Below are 23,327 nucleotides of genomic sequence, written 5' to 3'. Positions count from 1 at the left end.
GGACCATCTCCCTGGTGAGGAGGGCGAATGCCTCCTAGCGGACCCCCGCGTCGGGGACCGGCGAAGATGTGCCAGAGTTGCCACGTCCGCCCTGTCAGCACGTACCGTACGGCAGCACAGGTGGGACCAGGTGGGGCAGCGGGAAGGGGCAGCCGGTTTGACCACGCACGCACCGCAGGCGGCGCAGGCCGTTACGCTGCCCGGCTCGTTGGACGAGGCGGTCGCGGCCCTGGCCGCCATGCCCGCCGCCGTCCCCGTGGCGGGCGGCACCGATCTCATGGCCGCGATCAACTCCGGACAGCTGCGGCCCGCCGCGCTCGTCGGCCTCGGCAGGATCAGCGAGATCCGCGGCTGGCAGTACCTGGACGGCCACGCGCTGCTCGGCGCAGGACTCACCCACGCACGCATGGGCCGCCCCGACTTCGCGGCCCTCATCCCCGCGCTCGCCGCCTCGGCGCGCGCCGCGGGCCCCCCGCAGATCCGCAACGCGGGCACCCTGGGTGGCAACATCGCCTCGGCGTCCCCCACCGGGGACGCGCTGCCCGTACTGGCCGCCCTGGAAGCCGCGTTGATCATCGCGGGCCCCGGTGGAGCCCGCCGCGAGATCCCCGTCTCGCACCTGCTCGCGGGCGTGGAGATGCTCCGCGCCGGCGAACTCATCGGCTACGTGCGCGTGCCGCTGCTGCACGCGCCCCAGGTCTTCCTGAAGGCGACCGGACGCACCGGTCCCGGCCGCGCCATCGCGTCCGTCGCGCTCGTCCTCGACCCCGCCCGGCGCGGAGTGCGATGCGCCGTCGGTGCCATAGCGCCGATGCCGCTGCGGCCCCTGGACGCCGAGGCCTGGGTCGCCCAGCTCATCGACTGGGACGGGGAGCGCGCGCTCGTGCCGGAGGCGCTGCACGCCTTCGGGGAGTACGTCGCCGCGGCCTGCATCCCCGACCCCGTCCCCGATGAGGACGGCTCCGTACAACCGCTTCCGCCCGCCGTACTGCACCTGCGTCGCACCGTCGCCGCGCTGGCCCGACGAGCACTGGGGAGGGCACTGTCATGACCGACGACCAGCACGCGGAGGGCGCCCCTCAGGGCGGCCGCTGGGATCCGCTGCCCCAGGGCGACTACGACGACGGAGCCACCGCCTTCGTCAAGTTCCCCGAGGGCGGCATCGAGGCCCTGCTCGCGGAGCGCGAGCCGCTCGCGGCACCCGGGCACGGCTACGTACCCCCGCAGATCGAAGTGCCGCCCCCGGCGCCCGCCGCGGCGGACCCGGCGCAGGGCGGAGCGTGGGCCGCACCGGCCGACGCCGTCCGGTGGCCGGACCCGAACGGCTCGCCCGCGGACGCCGGTCGTGACGGGTACGCGTACAACCCGGGGGTCACCGGGCAGTGGGACTTCGGGGGCGCGGCGCCGGACGGCGCCGGGCCCGGACTGGCCGGGCACTCCGGGCACTCTGGGCACTCAGGGCACTCAGGGCAGGACGGTCACCCAGGGCAGGACGGTCACCCCGGACAGGCCCAGCATCCGGATTCGGCCGGGGCCTTGGGCAACGACGTGACCGGACAGTGGTCGATTCCGGTGGCCGGCGGGGACATCCCGGATGAATCGGGCGAGTTCACCACCTCCGCGCTGGTCGAGCAGTGGGGCGGTACGCCGCCCGCCACGCTCCCCGGCGGCGCGTCCGCTCCCTGGGCGACGGAGAGCGCCGGCCACACGACGGAAGCCATCGGGCAGGCCTGGTCCGCCGAGCCGCGGGAACAGGCCGCCGAGGACGCCGTACGCGCATCGGCACAGACGCCCGCTGAGAGCCTCGTGGCGCCGCCGGTGCAGTCACCGGCCGGATCGCCCGCGCAGGACGTCCAGGAGGCCGCCGAGCCCGCTCACGAGGCTCCTGAGGCGCCTGGCGCGGACCAGGCCCGCGAGGAATCCGGGGTACTGGAGGCCACGGAGACGGCGGCGGACACCGAGCCCCCCGTCACCGCCCCGCACGACGAACACCCCCTCGCCTCCTACGTCCTGCGCGTCAACGGCGCCGACCGTCCGGTGACCGACGCCTGGATCGGCGAATCACTGCTCTACGTACTGCGTGAGCGTCTCGGCCTCGCGGGCGCCAAGGACGGCTGCTCGCAGGGCGAGTGCGGCGCCTGCAACGTGCAGGTGGACGGCCGGCTCGTGGCCTCCTGCCTGGTGCCCGCCGTCACCGCCGCGGGCAGCGAGGTACGCACCGTGGAGGGCCTGGCCGCCGACGGGCAGCCCTCCGACGTACAGCGCGCGCTGGCCAAGTGCGGTGCGGTCCAGTGCGGTTTCTGCGTACCCGGCATGGCGATGACCGTGCACGACCTCCTCGAGGGCAACCCCGCGCCGAACGAGCTGGAGACCCGCCAGGCACTGTGCGGCAACCTGTGCCGTTGCTCCGGCTACCGCGGCGTCCTGGACGCCGTACGCGAGGTCGTCGCCGAACGCGAGGCGCACTCCGCCGCCACCGCCGAATCCGAGCCGGACCCCGACGAGGCCCGTATCCCGCACCAGGCGGGTCCGGGCGGGGGCGGCGTCAACCCCTCGGCGTACGGGGACACTTCTTCGTACAACCCCCCTTACGACCCCCAGGCTCCGCATGAGCAGCCGTACGGCCAGGACGGAGGCCAGGCGTGAGCAACGAAACCGCGATCGCCTCACCCACGGCGCCCGGGACGGGCACCGAGCCCCTCCCGCACGGGCTGGGCGTCTCGCTGCCGGCCGCGGAGGCCCGCGCCAAGACGGAGGGCACCTTCCCGTACGCGGCCGACCTGTGGGCCGAGGGCCTGCTGTGGGCCGCCGTGCTCAGATCACCCCACCCGCACGCGCGCATCGTGTCCATCGACACCAGCCACGCGCGCGAGATGCCCGGCGTAAGAGCCGTCATCACCCACGAGGACGTACCCGGCACCCCGGTGCACGGCCGTGGCAGGGCCGACCGTCCGGTGTTCGCCTCCGAGGTCGTACGCCACCACGGGGAGCCCATCGCGGCCGTCGCCGCCGACCACCCGGACACCGCGCGGATGGCCGCCGCGGCCGTCATCGTCGAGTACGAAGTACTCGACGCGGTGACCGACCCCGAGCTGGCCTTCGAGGCCGAGGCGCTGCACCCCGACGGCAACCTGATCCGGCACATCCCGCTGCGCCACGGCGACCCCGCGGCGGCAGGCGAGATCGTCGTCGAGGGCCAGTACCGCATCGGCCGCCAGGACCCCGCCCCCATCGGCGCCGAGGCCGGTCTCGCCGTACCCCGCCCCGACGGCGGAGTCGAGCTCTACGTGGCCTCCACCGACCCGCACACCGACCGCGACACGGCCGCCGCCTGCTACGGCCTGGAGCCCGAGCGCGTGAAGGTCGTCGTCACCGGCGTGCCCGGAGCCACCGCCGACCGCGAGGACCAGGGCGTCCAACTCCCGCTCGGTCTGCTCGCGTTGAAGACCGGCTGCCCGGTGAAGATCACCGCTACGCGGGAAGAGTCCTTCCTCGGTCACGCCCACCGCCACCCCACCCTGCTCCGCTACCGCCACCACGCGGACGCCGACGGCAAGCTGGTGAAGGTCGAGGCGCAGATCCTCCTGGACGCGGGCGCCTACGCGGACACCTCCTCGGAGTCGCTGGCCGCCGCCGTCGCCTTCGCCTGCGGGCCGTACGTCGTCCCGAACGCCTTCATCGAGGGCTGGGCCGTCCGCACCAACAACCCGCCCTCCGGCCATGTGCGCGGCGAGGGCGCCATGCAGGTCTGTGCCGCCTACGAGGCGCAGATGGACAAACTGGCGAAGCGGCTGGGCATCGACCCCGCGGAGCTGCGCCTGCGCAATGTGATGGCCACCGGAGACGTGCTTCCCACCGGCCAGACGGTGACCTGCCCGGCCCCGGTCGCCGAACTGCTCCAGGCCGTACGGGACTACCCGCTTCCCGCCCTCCCCAAGGACACCCCCGAGGACGAGTGGCTGCTCCCGGGCGGCCCCGAGGGCGCGGGCGAACCGGGCGCCGTACGCCGCGGTGTCGGCTACGGCCTGGGCATGGTGCACATGCTCGGCGCCGAGGGCGCGGACGAGGTGTCGACGGCCACCGTGAAGGTCCACGACGGCGTCGCCACGGTGCTCTGCGCGGCCGTCGAGACCGGCCAGGGCTTCACCACGCTGGCCCGGCAGATCGTCCAGGAGACCCTCGGCATCGACGAGGTGCACGTGGCTCCCGTCGACACCGACCAGCCTCCGGCGGGCCCGAGCTGCCGAGGCCGCCACACCTGGGTGTCGGGCGGCGCGGTGGAACGCGCCGCGAAGATGGTCCGTACGCAGCTGTTGCAGCCCCTGGCGCACAAGTTCGGGATGTCGACCGAACTCCTCCAGATCACCGACGGCAAGATCACGTCGTACGACGGAGTCCTGTCCACGACGGTCACCGAGGCGATGGACGGCAAGGAACTGTGGGCCACGGCTCAGTGCCGTCCGCATCCGACCGAGCCGCTGGACGCCGCCGGCCAGGGCGACGCCTTCGTCGGCCTCGCCTTCTGCGCGATCCGCGCGGTGGTCGACGTCGACATCGAACTCGGCTCGGTCCGCGTCGTGGAACTGGCCCTCGCCCAGGACGTGGGCCGGATCCTCAACCCCGCGCAGCTCGCGGCCCGTATCGAGGCGGGCGTCACGCAGGGCGTCGGCGCCGCGCTGACGGAGAACCTGCGCACCGCACGCGGTCTCGTCCGCCACCCCGACCTCACCGGTTACGCCCTTCCCACCTCCCTGGACGCCCCCGACATCCGCATCGTCAAGCTCGTCGAGGAGCGCGATGTCGTCGCCCCCTTCGGCGCGAAGGCGGCCAGCGCGGTGCCCGTCGTGACGACTCCGGCAGCGGTGGCCTCGGCGGTGCGGGCGGCTACGGGGCGACCGGTGAACCGACTGCCGATACGGCCCCAGGCGGCTGTGGTGACGACGCCGTGAGCGGGCCGGATCCGGAGCCGCCGCGCTACGAACCCGCGCCCGGGGTCGGGAAACTGGCGCTGTGGGTGCTGCTGTTCGTGGTGGCGGCTGTGGTGGTAGTCGTGGGCGGCGTGTACTTCGCCTGATGGGCGTGGCCTTTGATGGGCGTGGCCTTGCCGGACGGGGGCGTTCGATGGACGGTGTCGTCCTGATCACGGGGATCATGGCCGCGGGGAAGTCGTCCGTCGCGCAGGCTCTTGCGGAGCGGCTGCCGCGGGCGGCGCATGTACGCGGTGATGTGTTCCGGCGCATGATCGTTTCCGGGCGCGAGGAGTACGAACCCGGCGCGGGCGGCGAGGCCGAGGCGCAACTCCGGCTGCGGTACGGCCTGTCGGCGGCCACCGTGGACGCGTACGCGCAGGCCGGTTGCGCGAACCGGGGTGGCGCGACCGGGGTGGCGCGACCGAGGTGGCGCGAACCGGGGGATTCCGGGCGGTGGGTGCGGCGTTGTTCTCGCGCTTGAGGCCCGTGCGGGTGCCGGAGCGGTGCCGGCGCGGTGCGGGAGCGGCGCCCGTGCGGGGTCGGTGTGGTGCCCGTTCAGCGCCTGTGCCGGAGTTTCCGGGCGTTGTCAGTGGTGCGGCGTATGGTTCTGACTCAGTGGGAACTGCCCCTGGACGACGGGGTGTTCCTTGCTCGGGGGAAGCACGATGCGTACATATGCGCGGGGGAGCCATGAGCACGACTGACACCGACGTCGGCGGCGCGATCACACTGACCGACGACGAGTTGTATCCGTACATCACGCACGCGGGGACGCGCCAGTGGCTGACCGGTCCCGGACTGCCCGGTGACGGCACCCTTGTGGGGTTCGGCACACTGCGGGAACACGGGCTGCGCAGACTCGCGGACCTGGCCGGCGACGCGGAGAGGCTCGCGGAGGAGCTCCAGGACCAGCTGGTCGTAGGGGCCTTGCGGACCTTCGACAGGGACCTGGAGTCGATCGTCCTGGACAGCGTGACGGGCGAGGTCTCCACGACGTACATCCATCGGAGCCCGACGCCGATGGACCTCTCGCCGCTGGCCCCCTCCCTGGAGGCGCTGGTCCGCTTCGCGGCGGCCACGGAGGAGCTGACGGCCTCCGAGGGGAGCTTCACGTCGTACGAGACACGCTTCGGCCCGAAGGCGGTCACCGAGGTGTCGGACCGGCTGGCCGCAGTCTTCGAGGGCGTGGCGGGCGACGAGGTGCCGCTGTTCTGGCGGATGGCCGCGCTGATCCGTCCACTGGCCCGGATGGCGGGGCCCGGGGAGGGACTCGTCCTGGACCTGCCGAAGCGGTTGCTGGACGAGGAGTTCGGCGCGGGCGGGATCATGCGCTTCGAGGACGTCGACTTCCCGGCCGCGCTCACCCACGGGCCGACGCGCCGTTTCCTGTGCGAGACGGGCCTGCCGGAGGACGGCTTCGTCTTCCAGCTGGACACGGAGGTGCCTCTGCCGACGCTCAGCGAGTACTACGCGGACGAGCGCCCCGGCGACTTCACCGCCGACGAACTCCCCGCTGCCGCCGACCGTCTGATACGCCTCGGCTATCTGCTGGAGGACACCAGCCTTGTGGTGGACGGCGCCACCGGCGCCGTGCTGGCGTGGAGCGAGCCGGACCTCATCCTCCGCCCCCTCAACGCCGACATCTCCACACTCGCGTTCACCCTCTGGCTGCTGCACCGCGAGAAGTCCCTGGACGCGGCCCACGACCTCAGCGACGCCTATGAACAACTCGCCGCCACCATGTCCCAGACCCTGGCCACGGTCGACCCCCTCGCCTGCGACCCGACCCCGGCCCTGCCCGGCGACGACGGCCGGCGCTACTGGCCCGAGATATTCGAGGACCGGGCAAGCGGAACGCTGTATCGGTAAGCCGTGGCTGCCCGCCACGGAGTGCGCCCTCAAAGGTGATTCACAGGTTGTTCCCGGCTGGCCGGTCTATTTGCCGGGAGTCCTACCACTTCGCATGTAAATCACCCCGCCTCGCCTCGGCGAGTGATCGGTTGCCTGAAATAGGCCCAATGTTAAATTTCTCCGCTTCTCGGCCCTACGGATTCTGGGCAATATCCGGAATGCCGTTTTGAGGAATACGCCGGTGTTGCATTCTTTCTTGTAACTCAGGTCCCCCTGGGCTAATTTGAAGCCGCGTCACTCTGTCGCGCAAAGGCCGCCGATCTCGAATCAGGGAATCCCTGGGTGGTTTTTGTTTCACTTTTATTGTTGAGGAGTTGGTGTGCGCAGCACGCTGCAGTCGACCACGCCCCCCGAGGGAACGGCACCTCGCTCGAAGCGCTCCGGCAGGGCGCTGAGTCGTTCCGCGATCGTCGGCGCGCTCAGCGCCCTGGCTCTGGTCGTCGCGCTGCCGACCAGCGCGAACGCCAGCGTCCTCCAGGCTCTGCCGCAGAACGCCTCCGGTCTGGAGCAGACGTTCTCCCCGGCCTACGACTACGACGGGGACGGCTGCTACACCACCGCCGCCATCGGCGCCGACGGAACCATCAACCCCGGTCTGTCGCTGGGCGGAGATGTGAACGGCAATTGCCATGACCCCGGCCAGCTGAACAACGCCAACACGTACTCCCGTGAAAAGTGCAACAACGGCTGGTGTGCGGTCATGTACGCCAGCTACTTCGAGAAGGACCAGGCCACTCTGGGACCCGCGGCCATCGGGCACCGGCACGACTGGGAACACGTCATCGTGTGGATCTACAACAACCAGGTCCAGTACGTCTCGGTGTCGCAGCACAGCACCTATCAGGTGCTTCCCGCTTCCTCGATACGCTTCGACGGAAACCACGCCAAAATCGTCTACCACAAGGACGGCGCGTCAACGCACGTTTTCCGTTTCGCGAACACCAATGACGAACCGGCGGAAAACGCCACCGGCGGCTGGTTCTTCCCGCGTCTCGTCGGCTGGGACGGCTACCCGGCAGGTTTCCGCGACAAGCTCATGAGCGCCAATTTCGGTGACGCCACGATCAAGATCAAGGACGGTTCGTTCAACGACAACCTCTCCTACTCGATGCCGGCCGGAATCGCGTTCAACCCGTACGCCTGACAACGCGAGCCGGTTCCTGTTCACCGGCCGTGAGTCACACAGAAGGGCGGTCCTCCTCGGGAGGACCGCCCTTCTGTGCGCCAGGGTCTGCCCGACCAGGGAAATGCGCTGGTCAGAACCTGTACTGGAGGCCGTGGCGGGAATCGAACCCGCGTAACTCGCTTTGCAGGCGAGTCCCTGAACCACTCGGGCACACGGCCGTACTCAGGTGCGGCACGGCTCACTCGTTCCGAACCTGATGAGTCGACCGTAGGCGGGGGCGGCGCGGGGCTCAAGGGGTGCGTGGGCGCTGCAACGGGACTGCCATGCGCCGTTCACGAACGGGCGGGCGGGAGCGTTCGGCGATCTCGTAGGCGGTGGTCGTACGACGAAAGGCTCAGGCGATCACGGTCTCAGGACAGGGGCCATGGTGGGGTACGCCCCTTACCCTGACGGGCATGACTGGCCTGGACGGACGCAATGCAGCAACGTCACCGGCGGAGACCGCTGCCGCCTCCGACGCCGACGACGGCGTGCTGGGCCGGGAGCATCGGGCGCTCAGTATCGGGATCGTCTCCGTCGTGCTGCTGATCGCGTTCGAGGCGACGGCGGTCGGGACGGCCATGCCGGTCGCGGCGCGGGAGCTGGACGGGGTGTCCTTGTACGCCTTCGCGTTTTCGGCGTACTTCACGACGAGCCTGTTCGGGATGGTGCTCGCCGGGCAGTGGTCGGACCGGGACGGGCCGCTGGCCTCGCTGACCGCCGGGATATCCGCCTTCGCCGCCGGGCTACTGCTGTGCGGCACCGCGGGGGCCATGTGGCTGTTCATCCTCGGGCGGGCGGTGCAGGGGTTCGGCGGCGGGCTGGTGATCGTCGCCTTGTACGTGGTCGTGGGGCGGGCCTACCCGGAGCGGCTGCGGCCGTCGATCATGGCGGCGTTCGCGGCGAGCTGGGTGATCCCGTCCGTGGTCGGGCCGCTCGCCGCGGGCGCGGTCACCGAACACCTCGGCTGGCGTTGGGTGTTCATCGGGATACCTGTTCTGGTCGTTCTCCCGCTGGCCCTCGCGCTGCCGCAGATACGGCGACGGACGTCCAGACCGGACGAGGAGATCGAAGGGAAGGGGCGTGCGCCTTTCGACCGGCGGCGCATCCGGCTCGCGCTCGGCATCTCCTGCGGTGCAGGGATCCTCCAGTACGCCGCCCAGGATCTGACCTGGTTCTCGCTCGTCCCCGCCGTGGCGGGCACCGCGCTGCTCGTCCCCGCCGTTCTCGGACTGCTGCCCCGCGGCACCTACCGGGCGGCGCGCGGACTGCCGTCCGTGGTGCTCCTCCGGGGGGTCGCGGCCGGCTCCTTCATCGCCGCCGAGTCCTTCGTGCCGCTCATGCTCGTCACCCAGCGGGGGCTGTCGCCGACGCTCGCCGGGTTCTCGCTCGCGGCGGGCGGCGCGACCTGGGCGCTGGGTTCCTACATCCAGTCGAGGCCGCGGGTGGAGCCGTACCGGGAGCGGTTGATGTTCCTCGGCATGGTGCTGGTCGCGGCGGCGATCGCCACCGCGCCGAGCGTCCTGATCCACGCCGTGCCCGTCTGGATCGTCGCCGTCGCCTGGGGGTTCGGGTGCCTCGGGATGGGGCTGGTGATCGCCTCGACCAGCGTGCTGCTGCTCCATCTCTCGGCGCCCGAGGAGGCCGGCACGAACTCCGCCTCGCTGCAGATCTCCGACGGCCTGGCCAATGTGCTGCTGCTTGCCGCGGGCGGCGCCGCCTTCGCCGCGCTGGGCGGCGGCACGGTGAGCCACACGGCCACCTCGGCCTCCGGCTCCCACCCGGCAGCCTTCGCGGCGGTGTTCCTGCCGATGGCGGGGGTGGCGTTGGTGGGGGCGTGGGTTACCACGCGGGTGCGGGGTGCTCACGCTTGAGTGGTACCACTATGGCCCCGATAATGGTACCGTCGTGGTATGGCTATGAACCTTCGTCTGCGCGACGACCAGCAGGAGGCGCTCAAGCTGCGTGCCGAGGAGGAGGGGCGCAGCATGCACGCCGTAGTGCTTCAGGCGATCGACCGGTATCTGGAGCAGGAGGCGGACCGGGCCACGGTTCGCCGCCTGGGGGCCAAGTATGCGGCGGGCCACGCCGACCTGCTGCGTCGGCTGGGGGAGTAGATGAAGTACCTCACGGTCCAGGAGGTCCTGGACCTGGCGGAGCTGGCGTGTGGGGATCAGACGCAGGTTGCCGTGCGTGACCTGGGTCTGCTCAGCTCGGCCGTCCACCGCCCCCAGTCGCAGATGTTCGGCGTCGAGGCGTACACGGACCTTTTCGAGAAGGCCGCAGCACTACTGCAGTCTCTCGCCGTGAACCATCCTCTGGTGGACGGCAATAAGCGCATGGCGTGGATGTCCACCGTCGTCTTCCTCGACTTCAACGGCACCGAGATGCTCGATGTCGATCAGGAAGAGGCGTACAAGCTCGTCATCGAGGTGGCCGCCGGCAGCTTGGAGGACGTGTCGATGATCGCCCGGCGATTGAAGGCGCTGCACGAGGCGATGTGACCTGAGTCCCATCCACGAGTGACCCGGCGTAGTCCGCGCGTTGACGCGTCCAGGGCGCCGGTAGGGTGGCCCGGTTGTCATACGTAGCCGAGCCGCTCGACCCATACACGGAGACCGTGACTACCACCGCTGCCAGCGCCGCTGCCTCGTCCCACCACCTCTCACCCGCCTTTCCCGGCCGCGCCCCCTGGGGCACCGCCAACAAGCTGCGTGCCTGGCAGCAGGGGGCGATGGAGAGGTACGTCCAGGAACAGCCACGCGACTTCCTGGCCGTCGCCACGCCCGGCGCCGGCAAGACCACGTTCGCGCTGACGCTCGCGTCCTGGCTGCTGCACCACCATGTCGTGCAGCAGGTGACCGTGGTCGCGCCGACCGAGCATCTGAAGAAGCAGTGGGCGGAGGCGGCCGCGCGGATAGGGATCAAGCTGGACCCCGAGTACAGCGCGGGGCCGCTCAGCAAGGAGTACCAGGGCATCGCCGTCACGTACGCCGGTGTCGGTGTGCGGCCCATGCTGCACCGCAACCGGGTGGAGCAGCGCAAGACCCTCGTCATCCTCGACGAGATCCACCACGCCGGTGACTCCAAGTCGTGGGGCGAGGCGTGCCTGGAGGCGTTCGAGCCGGCCACACGGCGGCTCGCGCTCACCGGTACGCCCTTCCGGTCCGACACCAACCCCATCCCCTTCGTCGCGTACGAGGAGGGGAACGACGGGATCCGGCGTTCCTCGGCCGACTACACGTACGGGTACGGGGCCGCGCTCGGCGACGGAGTCGTGCGGCCCGTCATCTTCCTCTCCTACAGCGGCAACATGCGCTGGCGCACGAAGGCCGGCGACGAGATCGCCGCCAAGCTCGGCGAGCCCATGACCAAGGACGCCATCTCTCAGGCCTGGCGCACCGCTCTCGACCCGCGCGGCGAGTGGATGCCGAGCGTGCTGCGCGCCGCCGACCAGCGGCTGACGGAGGTCAGGAAGGGCATTCCGGATGCGGGTGCTCTGGTCATCGCGTCCGACCAGGAGTCGGCCCGCGCCTACGCCAAGCTCATCCGCGACATCACCGGGACCAAGGCCACCCTCGTCCTGTCCGACGACACCGGCGCCTCGAACCGCATCGACGAGTTCAGCCACAGCGACGACCGGTGGATGGTCGCGGTGCGCATGGTGTCCGAGGGGGTGGACGTACCGCGGCTCGCCGTCGGCGTGTACGCCACCACCATCTCCACGCCCCTCTTCTTCGCCCAGGCCGTCGGACGCTTCGTGCGCTCCCGGCGGCGCGGCGAGACCGCCTCCGTGTTCCTCCCGACCATTCCCAACCTCCTCGGCTTCGCAAGCGAGATGGAGGTCGAGCGCGACCACGTCCTCGACAAGCCCAAGAAAGAGGGCGAGGAGGACCCGTACGCCGAGTCCGAGAAGGAGATGGAGGAGGCGAACCGGGAGGAGGACGAGGACACCGGGGAGCAGGAGCAGTTCTCCTTCGAGGCGCTGGAGTCCGAGGCAGTCTTCGACCGGGTGCTGTACGACGGCGCCGAGTTCGGCATGCAGGCCCACCCGGGGAGCGCCGAGGAGCAGGACTACCTGGGGATTCCAGGGCTGTTGGAGCCCGACCAGGTCCAGATGCTGCTCCAGAAGCGGCAGGCCCGGCAGATCGCGCACAGCCGCAAGAAGCCGGACGACGAGGCGGACCTTCTCGAACTGCCCGCCGAGCGGCGGCCCGTGGTCTCCCACAAGGAGATGCTGGAGCTCAGGAAGCAGCTCAACACCATGGTCGGCGCGTACGTCCACCAGAGCGGCAAGCCGCACGGCGTGATCCACACCGAGCTGCGCCGCGTGTGCGGGGGGCCGCCCAGCGCGGAGGCCACGGCGGGGCAGTTGCGGCAGCGGATCGCCAAAGTGCAGGAGTGGGCTACGCGGATGCGGTGACGCTGAGCGCTGTGCTTGGGCGCTGTGCTTGGGACGGCGCCGGCCGGGGTGCCCGGCTGCTGTTCTTAGGCGGCGCCGACGGCGGTGTGCGCGCGAGGCGTGTTTCTGCCGCTCCGGCGCACATCGGGGCGTGTGCGCTGTGTGTCGAGGTGGTGCACACCCAGTGGCGAGCGCCGTGCGAATCGGGGCAAACGAAATGAGTTCACATCAGGGGATGCCCGGATTCTGGACGGTGCCTTCCGCTGAGCGAACCGGCTCGCTACTGTCCCGCTACGCACACGCCCCGTGGCAGCGCAGCCGCGGAGCGCAGCCGTGAAGCGACTCCGCCCGGGAGCAACCCGGGTCGCCAGCCGACCGGCGGCCTCTGAAAGCGCGTCGCCGACGGGACTCGGTGCCGCAACCGCCGCGAGGGGGCCGTCGACCTCACCACTAAGGAGTGGGCGTCGTGACCGCGGAGACCTCTCAGACGCTCGACCGGGGACTGCGCGTCCTCAAGCTGCTCGCCGACACCGATCACGGGCTGACCGTCACCGAACTCTCGAACAAACTGGGTGTCAACCGGACCGTGGTGTACCGGTTGCTCGCCACGCTGGAGCAGCACGCTCTCGTACGCCGTGATCTGGGCGGCCGTGCCCGGGTCGGGCTCGGGGTGCTGCGGCTCGGCCGTCAGGTGCATCCGCTGGTACGGGAGGCCGCGCTGCCCGCGTTGCGCTCGCTCGCGGAGGACATCGGGGCGACCGCTCATCTCACGCTCGTCGACGGTAGCGAGGCGCTTGCCGTCGCCGTCGTCGAGCCGTCGTGGACGGACTATCACGTCGCCTACCGCGCCGGGTTCCGGCATCCGCTGGACCGGGGCGCCGCGGGGCGCGCGATTCTCGCCGCGCGGCAGGCGCCGGTCGGGGAGTGCGGATTCACGCTGACGCATGGGGAGTTGGAGGCCGGGGCCAGCGGGGCCGCGGCTCCGCTGGTCGGGGTGACCGGGGTCGAGGGAAGCGTGGGTGTGGTGATGCTCGCGGATGCCGTGCCGGAGCGGGTGGGGCCGCGGGTGTTGGATGCGGCTCGGGAAGTGGCGGATGCGTTGCGCTGAGCGCGGGCTCGGCGGGGTTGAGGCCCTGGCGTGGCTGGGTGGGCACTCGGGGTGGGTGCTGGGCGTGGCCGGGTCGGCACCCCGGGGTGGGGCTGGGGTCGAGGTGAGTCGCGCAGCCCGGCGCTGTACGGGGTGCCGCTGTGCCCACCCGTGCCGCCCCTAGCGGCACACATGCCCACAGCTATGACGGTGCGGCGGCACGCACGCCCACAGCGAGGCCGGTTACGGCGGCGCGCAGCCCACAGCCAAGGCCCTTGCAGCCTCACGTTAGATTGACCCCGTGCTTTCTCGTCTCACGCGCCCCAAGGCCGTTGCCGTCTGCGCTGTTCCCGTTGTGGCTCTGCTTGCGGTGGCGGTGTTCGCGCCGTTGCCGTTCTCGCTGACGCAGCCGGGGATGACGGCGAATGTCCTCGGGGAGAACGAGGGGAACCCGGTGATCACGATCACGGGCGCGGCCACCCGCAAGACGACCGGGCAGCTTCGGATGACGACGATCGAGGCGACGGGACCGGACGCGAGCGTCCACCTCGGGGACGTACTCGATGCCTGGTTCCGCACGGACCAGGCCGTGATGCCGCGTGACTCGGTCTACCCCAGCGGCGACAGCGTCAAGGAGATCGAGCAGTACAACGCGGACCAGATGAAGGAGTCGCAGGACACGGCCTCCGAGGCGGCGCTCTCGTACCTGGGCGAGAAGGACGGCGTCAAGGTCACCCTCAGGCTCGCCGACGTCGGCGGCCCCAGCGCCGGACTGCTCTTCTCGCTCGGCATCGTCGACAAGCTGGACGGCGACGGCAGTGGGGGCGACCTCACCGGCGGACGCACCATCGCGGGTACGGGGACGATCGACGCCGACGGCAATGTCGGCGCGGTCGGTGGCGTCGCCCTCAAGACGCAGGCCGCCCGGCGCGACGGCGCGACGGTCTTCCTGGTCCCGAAGGCGGAGTGCTCGGACGCCAAGGTGGAACTGCCCAAGGGGCTGCGCCTGGTTCCGGTGACCACCCTCAAGGGAGCGGTGGACTCACTGGTGGCTCTGGAGAAGGGGACGGGCTCGGTCCCGAGCTGCTGACAGGCCCTGGGTCACTGCTCGGTCGCCGCCTGCTCCACCAGCGGGATGATCCGCAGCGGTACGGGGTTCTCCATGACGATCGCCGTGGAGGCCCGGACGATGCCGTCGAAACCGACCACCCGGTCGATCACGCGTTGGAGATCGGCGTTCGAGCGGGCGACGAGCCGGCACAGCATGTCGCCCCCGCCCGTGGTCGTGTGCAGCTCCAGCACCTCGGGCACGGTCGCCAAGTGGGCTCGTACGTCCGTGCCTTGCCCCTGCCTGATCTGCAGGGTCGCGAACGCCGTGACCGGATAACCCAGCGCGGCCGGGTCCACCTGCGGCCCGAACCCCCGGATGACTCCATTCGACTGAAGCCGGTCGAGCCGCGCCTGCACCGTGCCGCGCGCGACGCCGAGCCGCCGGGACATCTCCAGGACACCGATACGCGGTTCCTCGGCGAGCAGCACGATGAGCCCGCCGTCCAGATGATCGATCGCCATGAGGTCCTCCGAGGTGGTCATCTTGTACATACCGCCCGCCGAATCGCGCAGCCGCGTGAGCACAATGTCCAGTGATAACGCAAACTATTGCGCACCTTGCCAGGCGGCGGGAGCCTGCGAGCATGACCCAGACCACAGACCACACTCCCGACACCGCCCGGCAGGCAGACCCCTTCCCGGTCAAGGGAATGGACGCGGTCGTCTTCGCCGTCGGCAACGCCAAGCAGGCCGCGCACTACTACTCCACCGCCTTCGGCATGCGCCTTGTCGCCTACTCCGGACCGGAGAACGGCAACCGCGAGACGGCCTCGTACGTCCTCACCAACGGCTCGGCACGCTTCGTCCTCACCTCCGTGATCAAGCCCGCCACCACCTGGGGCCACTTCCTCGCCGAGCACGTGGCCGAGCACGGCGACGGCGTCGTCGACCTCGCCATCGAGGTCCCGGACGCGCGCGCCGCGTACACGTACGCCGTCGAGCACGGCGCCCGCTCCGTCGCCGAGCCCTACGAGGTGAAGGACGAGCACGGCACGGTCGTACTCGCCGCGATCGCCACCTACGGCGAGACCCGGCACACCCTGGTCGAACGCTCCGGCTACGACGGCCCCTACCTCCCCGGCTTCACCGCCGCCGCGCCGATCGTCGAGCCGCCCTCCCACCGCACCTTCCAGGCCATCGACCACTGCGTCGGCAACGTAGAACTCGGCCGCATGAACGACTGGGTCGGCTTCTACAACAAGGTCATGGGCTTCACGAACATGAAGGAGTTCGTGGGCGACGACATCGCGACCGAGTACAGCGCGCTGATGTCGAAGGTCGTCGCCGACGGCACGCTCAAGGTCAAGTTCCCGATCAACGAGCCGGCCATCGCCAAGAAGAAGTCCCAGATCGACGAGTACCTGGAGTTCTACGGCGGCGCGGGCGTCCAGCACATCGCGCTGAACTCGGGCGACATCGTGGAGACGGTACGCACCATGCGCGCGGCCGGGGTCCAGTTCCTCGACACCCCGGACTCCTACTACGACACCCTCGGCGAGTGGGTCGGCGACACCCGTGTCCCCGTCGACACCCTGCGCGAACTGAAGATCCTCGCCGACCGCGACGAGGACGGCTATCTGCTGCAGATCTTCACCAAGCCGGTCCAGGACCGTCCGACCGTCTTCTTCGAGATCATCGAACGGCACGGCTCGATGGGCTTCGGAAAGGGCAACTTCAAGGCGCTGTTCGAGGCGATCGAGCGGGAGCAGGAGAGGCGGGGGAACCTGTAGCGGGGGCGGCCCGCGAGGGCTCCGCCGAGGATCCCTCCGCCGGCTCACCCGGTCCCTCCTCGGCCGAGGGCTCGCCCAGCTCCTCCAACGCCGCCTCGGCCTCCGGGACGAGCAGCGGTGAGAAGTACGGGTTGATGCGCAGAGCCTCGGTGAGGTGGCGGCGGGCCGGACCGTACCGCTCCAGGGCGCGTTCGATCTGGCCGCGGTGGTAGGCGTACAGCGCACTGCGTACGCCGCCGCCGTGCTCCTTGTCCATGGCCCTGGTGGCGAACTTCAGGGCCTCCTCGTGCTCCCCGGCCCGGTGCAGCGCCCAGCCCAGCGCGTCCGCGACGGCGATCCCGGGGTGCTTCTGCCACTCGTTGCGCAGCAGCGCCACGGCGGTCGCGGTGGCACCGTGATCCGCCTCGAAGAGCCCGAGGACCAAGTCGTCGTCCACGCCCTGGGCCGCCTCCTGCCGCACCCGCTCCCGCAGCAGGTCGTACTGGACGCGCGCGGCCCCCTCGACGCCGAGCTTGTCGTACAACTCGCCCAGCTCCAGCGCGTACCGCGGCTCGGGCCGCTTGGCGAGCGCCGTCTGGTACGCCCGTAGCGCCTCCGACGTGCGCCCCAGCGCCGCCAGTGCGCGCCCCTGCCCGGCGTGCGCCCCGTGCTCGTCGGGGTCGGTGCTCAGCGCGCGTTCGTAGTAGCCCAGCGACTGCTCGCGGTCGCCGCGTTCCCAGGCCAGTTCGCCGGCCTGCTGGAGGAAGGCCGCCTGCTCGGCGGGGGTCGCCGCACGCGTCGCGGCGACGGCGACGGCGGCCGCCGCGTCCTCGCGCCAGCCGCGGTCCCAGTACACCCGCGCCGCCCGCGCCAGCACCGTCGGCCCGGAGCGCAGCTCCAGCAGCTTGTCGAGGGCGCTGCGGGTGGCCTTGTAGTCGCCGAGGCCGGTGTACGCGTCGATCAGCAGCGGATACGTCGTCCAGCGCTTCGGCGACAGCTTCACGGCCGCCTCGCCCCACTTCTTCCCCTCCCGGAAGTCACCGCGGGCGTTGGCCAGCGAGGCGAGGCCCTCGAGCGCCTCCACGTTCCCCTTCGGCCGGGTCCTCAGCGACGTACGCAGCGCCTGCTCCGCCTTCGGGTAGTACGCGGGCGTCGCGGTACGCCGGGCCTGCTCCACATAGGCCGCACCGAGCACGGCCCACGACCGGTCGTCGCCGGGATGGGCCCGCAGATGCGCCTCGCGGTCGCCGATGAGCGCCGCCAGGTCGGGCAGCGCGGCGGGCACTCCGGAGCCCACCGCCGTCTGCGCCCGCGCCACCGGACCCGGAGCGGGCGGCGCAGGGTCCCGCCCCGCCGAGGGCAGCAGGAACAGCAGAGCGCCGAGTACGACACCTCCCGCGACGGCGCCGATCAGCGCACGCTTGACGAAAGGGGAGAAACGGACCCCGGGAGGCTCGGAATCCTGAGGCCGCGCTGTCGCCGGTGGCTGCTCTTCGATCTCCATGGCGCTCACTGTGCGTCAGTACGAAGACCACATCACGGCATGCGTCGGGTGCCGCAGACGGGGTTCACACCGATGGCCCCGGGTGCGACGCTGTGATCATGAGCCGTATCGAAGCCCCGCGTGATGAGGTGACGGGCAACCTCGTCGACCGTCTCCTCGCCGGTCTGCCGGCCGAAGCCGTCCTCACCGACCCGGACGTCACGGCCGCGTACGCCAACGACATGGCGAGCTTCTGCGAGGCGGGCACCCCGGCCGTCGTCGTCATGCCCCGCACCGTCGAGCAGGTCCAGCACGTCATGCGCCTCGCCACCGAGCTGCGCGTCCCGGTCGTCCCGCAGGGCGCCCGCACCGGCCTGTCCGGCGCCGCCAACGCCTCGGACGGCTGCATCGTGCTGTCCCTGGTGAAAATGGACCGGATCCTCGAGATCAACCCGGTCGACCGGATCGCGGTGGTCGAGCCGGGCGTCATCAACGCCACCCTCTCCCGCGCCGTCAACGAACACGGCCTCTACTACCCGCCGGACCCCTCCAGCTGGGAGATGTGCACGATCGGCGGCAACATCGGCACCGCCTCGGGCGGCCTGTGCTGCGTCAAGTACGGGGTGACCGCCGAGTACGTCCTCGGCCTGGACGTCGTGCTGGCCGACGGGCGGCTCATGACCACCGGCCGCCGCACGGCCAAGGGCGTCGCCGGGTACGACCTCACCCGCCTCTTCGTGGGATCCGAGGGCTCGCTCGGCATCGTCGTACGGGCGACTCTCGCGCTGAAGCCGCAGCCGCCCCAGCAGCTCGTGCTGGCAGCGGAGTTCGCCTCGGCGCGAGCCGCGTGCGACGCCGTGGTCAAGGTGATGGAGGGCGGTCACGTGCCTTCCCTCCTCGAACTGATGGACCGTACGACGGTGAAAGCCGTCAACGACCTGGCCCACATGGGCCTCCCGGAGACCACCGAAGCTCTCCTCCTCGCCGCCTTCGACACCCATGACCCCGCCGCCGACCTCGCCGCGGTCGGCGCCCTGTGCGAGGCCGCGGGCGCCACCCAGGTGGTACCGGCCGAGGACGCAGCCGAGTCCGAACTGCTGCTCCAGGCGCGGCGGTTGTCGCTCGTCGCGCTCGAAGCGGTCAAGGGCACCACGATGATCGACGACGTGTGCGTGCCGCGCTCCCGGCTCGGCGACATGCTCGAAGGCATCGAGCGCGTCGCCGACAAGTACGCCCTGACCATCGGGGTCTGCGCACACGCCGGCGACGGCAACACCCACCCCACCGTCTGCTTCGACGCCGCCGACCCCGACGAGTCCCGGCGCGCCCGCGAGTCCTTCGACGAGATCATGGCGCTCGGCCTGGAACTCGGCGGCACGATCACCGGCGAGCACGGCGTGGGCGTCCTGAAGAAGGAGTGGCTGGCGCGCGAGATCGGCCCCGTGGGCGTCGAGATGCAGCGGGCGATCAAGGCGGCGTTCGACCCGCTGGGGCTGCTCAACCCCGGCAAGCTCTTCTGACACACCCTCTTTGCGGCTGAACCGCCGCCGCTCTCGCGGACCTGGCTGATCGCCGTGGGGGTTCCTCAATTGATGGCTGAGGTGGCTCACTCACCACCTTCCTTGGATTCGTCGGACGGCCACGGGTCGCGCAGCCACAGGTCGTCGTGACAGCCCGGGGTCGGGGCGAGCAGCTCGGCGAGGCCGTCGTCGATGCCGAGCTGCTCCGCCTCAGAGCCCGGGGGGACCGCCCGGAGGGTGCGTTCCAACCAGGCGGAGACCTGCGCGGCGGGCGCTTCGAGCAGCGCGTCGCCGTCCGGCGAGCTCAGCGCCATCAGCACGACACCGCGGCCCGCGACCTTCGTCGGCCACACCCGCACATCGCCGTGCCCGCACGGCCGGAACACCCCCTCGACGAGCAGTTCGCGGGCGAAGGTCCAGCTGACCGGATGGTCGGTGCCGACGTGGAAGGTGATGTGGACGGCGTACGGATCGTCGGTGCGGTAGCTGAGCCGGGCCGGGACAGGGATGCTGCGCTCTGGCGACAGGACGAGCTTGAGCTCGAGTTCGCGTTCCACCACGGTGTGCATGTCGATGCGTTTCCCTTCTCGTACGGGGCCCTGTGGACGGGCCCGTATGAGTGGAGAGCGCATGGCGGCGGAATCATTACGCGGGTTCCGAGAAGATTTCTCGTCCTGTCTCGGGACGTAGCGGATCCATGCACGAACGGGGTGGGTACGGCGGGAGCGGCAGTGCCGGGTGCGCCGGTCTGATAGATGTGGATCCCCCAAGAAGCCCCCGAGCAGATACGGGACGACGGACATGAGCGCCCCAACCCCGGCACCCGGTGACGACAGGCCCCGCGAAGGGTATTACCCGGATCCCTCCATTCCTGGATATGTCCGGTACTGGAACGGTGCCGCCTGGGTACCGGGTACGAGCCGCCCGGCGCCGTCCGACGGCGTACCTCCCGCCACGCCTGCGGCGTCCGTGCCCGCGCAGGCACAGGAGCCGCCCCTCGCCGAGCAGACCGGCCCGTACTTCTTCGACGAGGACCCGCAACAGTCCGGCGGTGCCCGGCAGGTGAGTCCCGCCGAGGCCCAGCACGGCAGCCGTCCGGAGCCCGCGGCCGCGTGGGGCGCCGACCGCTCCCAGCAGTCCGGGTTCGGCCGCGGCCCGGACCGCCGGGTGTCCTGGGGTGCCCCGGGAACCGCCGACCCGCGGGTACCTCGGGCCTCGGACCCGGCCGACCCGGTCGTCCAGCCCGACGGCCGGTCCTCACGAACGGACGGCACGGCGACGATCCCGCCCGCGGACTCCGGCGGCCCGCGGCCCCCGGCGTCCGGCGGCAGCGTGGTGTTCCGGCGCCCGACCGGGCCGGTGCGGCCCGCGGGGGCGGAGGGCGCGGGCGACGGTACGCCCGGCGCCGGACGTACCGCCGGGCCGTCCGTCGGACGTACGGCCGGGTCGTCCGCCGGGCCTTCCGTCGGGTCGTTCGCCGGGCCGTCCGTCGGGTCCGGTGCCGAGGGTCTCCCTTCCGAGGGCACCATGACCTTCCGTCCGCACTCCCCGCGCACGGCGCCTGAGCAGGGGAGTGCCCGCCCGGCCGCCTCCTCCGCGGGCGGCGGCTTCGGAGCCGGCCAGGCCGCCGCCGCCCAGGCGGCCCAAGCCGCGACGGCCCAGCCCGCCGCCCAGGCGGCTCCCGCCCCTGCTCCCGCCGCCGCGCAGAATGCCGCCGTCCCCCAGCAGGCCGGCGGCACCCCCACGACGTCCGGTATCGGCGGCGGACAGCCCTCCTGGGCCCAGCAGGTGCACCGGCTCGCGGGTGAGGAGGGGCAGCCCGTCGCGCCGTGGAAGCCGCCGGTCGAGGACATCTTCACGGCGGCCGCGCGACGGCAGTCGGCGGCGCGTCCCGCGGGCCTGGGCAGGCGGCTGGCCGCCCGGCTCGTGGACACCGTCGTGCTCGCCGGTGTCACCGCCGTGGCCGCCGTGCCGCTGGGCACCAAGGCGGTCGACCACATCAACGCGAAGGTCGACGCGGCCAAGCTCTCCGGCGAGGCCGTCACGGTCTGGCTGCTGGACGGCACGACCGCCGGCTACCTCGGGATCGTCCTCGCCGTCCTGCTCCTCTTCGGCGTCCTCTACGACGCGCTGCCCACCGCCAGATGGGGCTGCACCCTCGGCAAGAAGCTGTGCGGCATCGACGTGCGCGACATCGAGGGCCACGAACCCCCGACCTTCGGCTCGGCCCTGCGCCGCTGGCTCGTCTACGCCGTCACAGGCGTCCTCGGTGTCGGTGTCCTCGGCGTCCTGTGGTGCCTGTTCGACAAGCCGTGGCGCCAGTGCTGGCACGACAAGGCGGCCCACACCTTCGTGGCGGCGCGGTCGTAGGAAGCGCCGCCGCAGCGGACGTATACGGCCGTGGCTCATCGGACGTACACGATCCGGTAGCCCGGACGGCCGCTCGCCGGATGCGGAGCCGGAGGGTTCGCGGTCCACTCGGGCCATGAGCAGCGAACCGCCGCCTCCGGGCTCCGGCCGGTCACCGGACGACGACCCGTTCAAGAAGCAGCCCCCGCCCGACGACCCGTTCAAGCAGCCGCCACCCGAGGACCCGTTCCGGAAGCAGCCTCCGCCCGACGAGGGCGGCGGCTCCCCGCACGGCCCCTCGTACGGCAGCGGGCCCCCGCCCCCCGGCGACCAGCCGCCCCCCTACGGCGGGGGTGGCGATCCCTACGGCGCAGGCGGCCCCTACGGCGGCGATCCGCTCGCCGGTATGCCGCCGCTCGCCGACAGCGGCAAGCGGGTCCTGGCGCGCATCGTCGACATGATCCTCGTGGGCATCGTGGTGTGGCTGCTGTCGTGGGCGTTCGGGGTCACCGAGTACGACGTGGACACCGACAAGATCGACACCGGCAGGTCCTTCGGGCAGTCACTGGTCGCCGCCGTGCTCTACATCGGCTACGACACCGTCATGATCAGCCGCACGGGGCAGACCCTCGGCAAGAGGCTGTTCAAGCAGCGCGTGGCCAACCTGGACAACGGCGCCACGCCTTCCGTGCAGACCACGCTGATCCGCTCGCTGGTCCTGTGGATCCCGTTCGCGTTCTGCTGCGCGTGCATCTGGACGGCGATCGCGGGCGGCTGGAGCTTCTTCGACAAGCCCTACAAGCAGGGCCTGCACGACAAGGCGGCCAAGACGGTCGTGGTCAGCACCGGTTGAGCGGTCAACCGGCTGATTGGCTGACCGGCTGTCCGGCAGGGCGGCGTGGGAGTCATGAGCGACAACGAGAACCGGCGGGTCCCCTGAGACACGGGCCCGCCGGTTCTCGTATGCGGTGAGGCTTTACGGGTTCGCCGGCTCCCGTACGGGCTCAGAGGCCACGGAGGCGGCCACGGACGCGGTCTCGCGCTGTGCGCTCTCGCGCTGCGCGGGGACGCGCTTCGCCCGCACGGCCACGACGGGCAACTGCACGGTGCGCGCGGGCTTCGGCAGCGGGACCGTCATGGCGACGAGGAGCCCGAGAACGAGTGCCGAGAGGGTGATCGCCGCGATCCCCACGCCCGAACTCGTCTGAGACAGCAGCAGCATGGCGAGGGTGGAGATGATCACGGTGCAGGAACCGTAGGCGAGCTGTGCGGCGGTCGGACGAGGCATGGCGGTCCTTCGAGGCATGGCAATCGTTCCCTCGGCTGGGGGTGCTCCCCCCAGGTGCCTCTCGCGATGGGGGAGGGGGCGGATGAAGCATTGAGGGTGAGGCTGTGAATCGGGGGCCGACAACGGGGTCGACTTGGCAATCCATCGCTAATCCGACGTGCCGCCGAACGACCCTATTCGCCTGCATGCCCGAGTGGAACGGCCGGTAAGCGTGACCTAACCCACGGTGCCGGAGCACAGGGGGCGCACGGAGTCATCACGTCCAGGAACTGGACGGCCGGGCGCGCCTGTTGAGCGGTGCGGTGGACCTCCGGTCGGTGAACGTCTGCCCCA

Annotated in this window: 20 protein-coding genes, 1 tRNA gene and 1 pseudogene; 17 read left to right on the top strand and 5 right to left on the bottom strand. The window is 71.1% G+C overall.

The window, feature by feature from the left end:
• Nucleotides 1-157: 157 nt before the first annotated feature.
• The 7 genes and pseudogenes from ACFYPC_RS14535 to ACFYPC_RS14505 all read left to right on the top strand — a co-directional run bounded on the left by ACFYPC_RS14535 (nt 158) and on the right by ACFYPC_RS14505 (nt 8,025).
• The gene (locus tag ACFYPC_RS14535; RefSeq protein WP_388675010.1) at nt 158-1,051 is read left to right on the top strand and encodes an FAD binding domain-containing protein; all 894 of its coding nucleotides are present in this window, start codon (nt 158-160) and stop codon (nt 1,049-1,051) included.
• A complete protein-coding gene (locus ACFYPC_RS14530; RefSeq protein ID WP_388675007.1) occupies nt 1,048-2,646 on the top strand; it encodes a 2Fe-2S iron-sulfur cluster-binding protein in 1,599 nt (532 codons plus the stop codon). Before ACFYPC_RS14535 ends, ACFYPC_RS14530 begins: the two co-directional genes overlap by 4 nt.
• Complete coding sequence (locus ACFYPC_RS14525) at nt 2,643-4,949, top strand: xanthine dehydrogenase family protein molybdopterin-binding subunit (RefSeq protein ID WP_388675004.1); 2,307 nt, start codon at nt 2,643-2,645, stop codon at nt 4,947-4,949. The genes ACFYPC_RS14530 and ACFYPC_RS14525 overlap by 4 nt, the downstream gene beginning before the upstream one ends.
• Nucleotides 4,946-5,074, top strand: a complete 129-nt coding sequence (locus ACFYPC_RS14520) for a hypothetical protein (protein ID WP_388675001.1) — start codon at nt 4,946-4,948, stop codon at nt 5,072-5,074. Before ACFYPC_RS14525 ends, ACFYPC_RS14520 begins: the two co-directional genes overlap by 4 nt.
• Nucleotides 5,075-5,121: 47 nt before the next feature.
• Nucleotides 5,122-5,355: pseudogene (locus ACFYPC_RS14515) on the top strand (phosphotransferase); the annotation flags it as partial.
• A gap of 305 nt (nt 5,356-5,660) precedes the next feature.
• Nucleotides 5,661-6,839 carry an SUKH-4 family immunity protein gene (locus ACFYPC_RS14510; RefSeq protein ID WP_388674999.1) on the top strand — a complete coding sequence of 393 codons (1,179 nt, stop codon included), beginning with the start codon at nt 5,661-5,663 and terminating at the stop codon, nt 6,837-6,839.
• A 433-nt stretch (nt 6,840-7,272) separates the two neighbouring features.
• Nucleotides 7,273-8,025 carry an NPP1 family protein gene (locus tag ACFYPC_RS14505; protein WP_388675271.1) on the top strand — a complete coding sequence of 251 codons (753 nt, stop codon included), beginning with the start codon at nt 7,273-7,275 and terminating at the stop codon, nt 8,023-8,025.
• A gap of 125 nt (nt 8,026-8,150) precedes the next feature.
• Here the strand turns inward: ACFYPC_RS14505 and ACFYPC_RS14500 are convergent.
• Nucleotides 8,151-8,225 (bottom strand) — tRNA-Cys (locus tag ACFYPC_RS14500).
• Nucleotides 8,226-8,462: 237 nt separating this feature from the next.
• On the opposite strand from ACFYPC_RS14500, the gene ACFYPC_RS14495 reads away from it, so the two are divergent.
• The 6 genes from ACFYPC_RS14495 (at nt 8,463) to ACFYPC_RS14470 (ending at nt 14,625) form a co-directional block, all read left to right on the top strand.
• Entirely contained in the window at nt 8,463-9,920 is a 1,458-nt protein-coding gene (locus ACFYPC_RS14495; RefSeq protein ID WP_388674996.1) for an MFS transporter, read from the top strand.
• Nucleotides 9,921-9,965: 45 nt separating this feature from the next.
• Nucleotides 9,966-10,163, top strand: a complete 198-nt coding sequence (locus ACFYPC_RS14490; protein ID WP_388675268.1) for an Arc family DNA-binding protein — start codon at nt 9,966-9,968, stop codon at nt 10,161-10,163.
• Nucleotides 10,164-10,550: a type II toxin-antitoxin system death-on-curing family toxin gene (locus ACFYPC_RS14485; protein WP_388674993.1), complete on the top strand. Its 387-nt coding sequence runs from the start codon at nt 10,164-10,166 to the stop codon at nt 10,548-10,550.
• Nucleotides 10,551-10,666: 116 nt separating this feature from the next.
• Nucleotides 10,667-12,469, top strand: coding sequence for a DEAD/DEAH box helicase (locus tag ACFYPC_RS14480; RefSeq protein WP_388674990.1), 1,803 nt, complete (start codon nt 10,667-10,669; stop codon nt 12,467-12,469).
• Nucleotides 12,470-12,914: 445 nt separating this feature from the next.
• Nucleotides 12,915-13,556 (top strand): IclR family transcriptional regulator, encoded by a 642-nt coding sequence (locus ACFYPC_RS14475; RefSeq protein WP_388674987.1) that lies wholly within the window; start codon nt 12,915-12,917, stop codon nt 13,554-13,556.
• A 280-nt stretch (nt 13,557-13,836) separates the two neighbouring features.
• Nucleotides 13,837-14,625: a S16 family serine protease gene (locus tag ACFYPC_RS14470; protein ID WP_388674984.1), complete on the top strand. Its 789-nt coding sequence runs from the start codon at nt 13,837-13,839 to the stop codon at nt 14,623-14,625.
• A gap of 11 nt (nt 14,626-14,636) precedes the next feature.
• On the opposite strand, the gene ACFYPC_RS14465 is transcribed toward ACFYPC_RS14470, so the two are convergent.
• The gene (locus ACFYPC_RS14465) at nt 14,637-15,107 is read right to left on the bottom strand and encodes an Lrp/AsnC family transcriptional regulator (protein WP_388675265.1); all 471 of its coding nucleotides are present in this window, start codon (nt 15,105-15,107) and stop codon (nt 14,637-14,639) included.
• Between the two features lie 122 nt (nt 15,108-15,229).
• Between ACFYPC_RS14465 and hppD the strand changes: the two genes are divergently transcribed.
• Nucleotides 15,230-16,375: a 4-hydroxyphenylpyruvate dioxygenase gene (gene hppD, locus ACFYPC_RS14460; protein ID WP_388674981.1), complete on the top strand. Its 1,146-nt coding sequence runs from the start codon at nt 15,230-15,232 to the stop codon at nt 16,373-16,375.
• Here hppD and ACFYPC_RS14455 read toward each other — a convergent pair.
• Nucleotides 16,320-17,858 (bottom strand): tetratricopeptide repeat protein, encoded by a 1,539-nt coding sequence (locus ACFYPC_RS14455; RefSeq protein WP_388674978.1) that lies wholly within the window; start codon nt 17,856-17,858, stop codon nt 16,320-16,322. The genes hppD and ACFYPC_RS14455 overlap by 56 nt on opposite strands.
• 92 nt (nt 17,859-17,950) lie before the next feature.
• Between ACFYPC_RS14455 and ACFYPC_RS14450 the strand changes: the two genes are divergently transcribed.
• Nucleotides 17,951-19,357 carry an FAD-binding oxidoreductase gene (locus ACFYPC_RS14450; RefSeq protein ID WP_388674975.1) on the top strand — a complete coding sequence of 469 codons (1,407 nt, stop codon included), beginning with the start codon at nt 17,951-17,953 and terminating at the stop codon, nt 19,355-19,357.
• Nucleotides 19,358-19,443: 86 nt separating this feature from the next.
• On the opposite strand, the gene ACFYPC_RS14445 is transcribed toward ACFYPC_RS14450, so the two are convergent.
• Nucleotides 19,444-19,926 (bottom strand): SsgA family sporulation/cell division regulator, encoded by a 483-nt coding sequence (locus tag ACFYPC_RS14445; protein WP_388674972.1) that lies wholly within the window; start codon nt 19,924-19,926, stop codon nt 19,444-19,446.
• Nucleotides 19,927-20,158: 232 nt separating this feature from the next.
• Between ACFYPC_RS14445 and ACFYPC_RS14440 the strand changes: the two genes are divergently transcribed.
• Both ACFYPC_RS14440 and ACFYPC_RS14435 read left to right on the top strand, forming a co-directional pair.
• Nucleotides 20,159-21,727, top strand: coding sequence for an RDD family protein (locus tag ACFYPC_RS14440; RefSeq protein WP_388674970.1), 1,569 nt, complete (start codon nt 20,159-20,161; stop codon nt 21,725-21,727).
• A gap of 115 nt (nt 21,728-21,842) precedes the next feature.
• Entirely contained in the window at nt 21,843-22,559 is a 717-nt protein-coding gene (locus tag ACFYPC_RS14435; protein WP_388674966.1) for an RDD family protein, read from the top strand.
• A gap of 123 nt (nt 22,560-22,682) precedes the next feature.
• Here the strand turns inward: ACFYPC_RS14435 and ACFYPC_RS14430 are convergent, their stop codons facing one another.
• Entirely contained in the window at nt 22,683-22,994 is a 312-nt protein-coding gene (locus ACFYPC_RS14430) for a hypothetical protein (protein ID WP_388674963.1), read from the bottom strand.
• Nucleotides 22,995-23,327: the final 333 nt, after the last annotated feature.

The organism is Streptomyces sp. NPDC005808 (assembly GCF_042871385.1).
Lineage (GTDB): Bacteria > Actinomycetota > Actinomycetes > Streptomycetales > Streptomycetaceae > Streptomyces.
The sequence above is the reverse complement of the archived record's forward strand: the minus strand, read 5'-3'. Positions and strand labels throughout refer to the sequence as shown.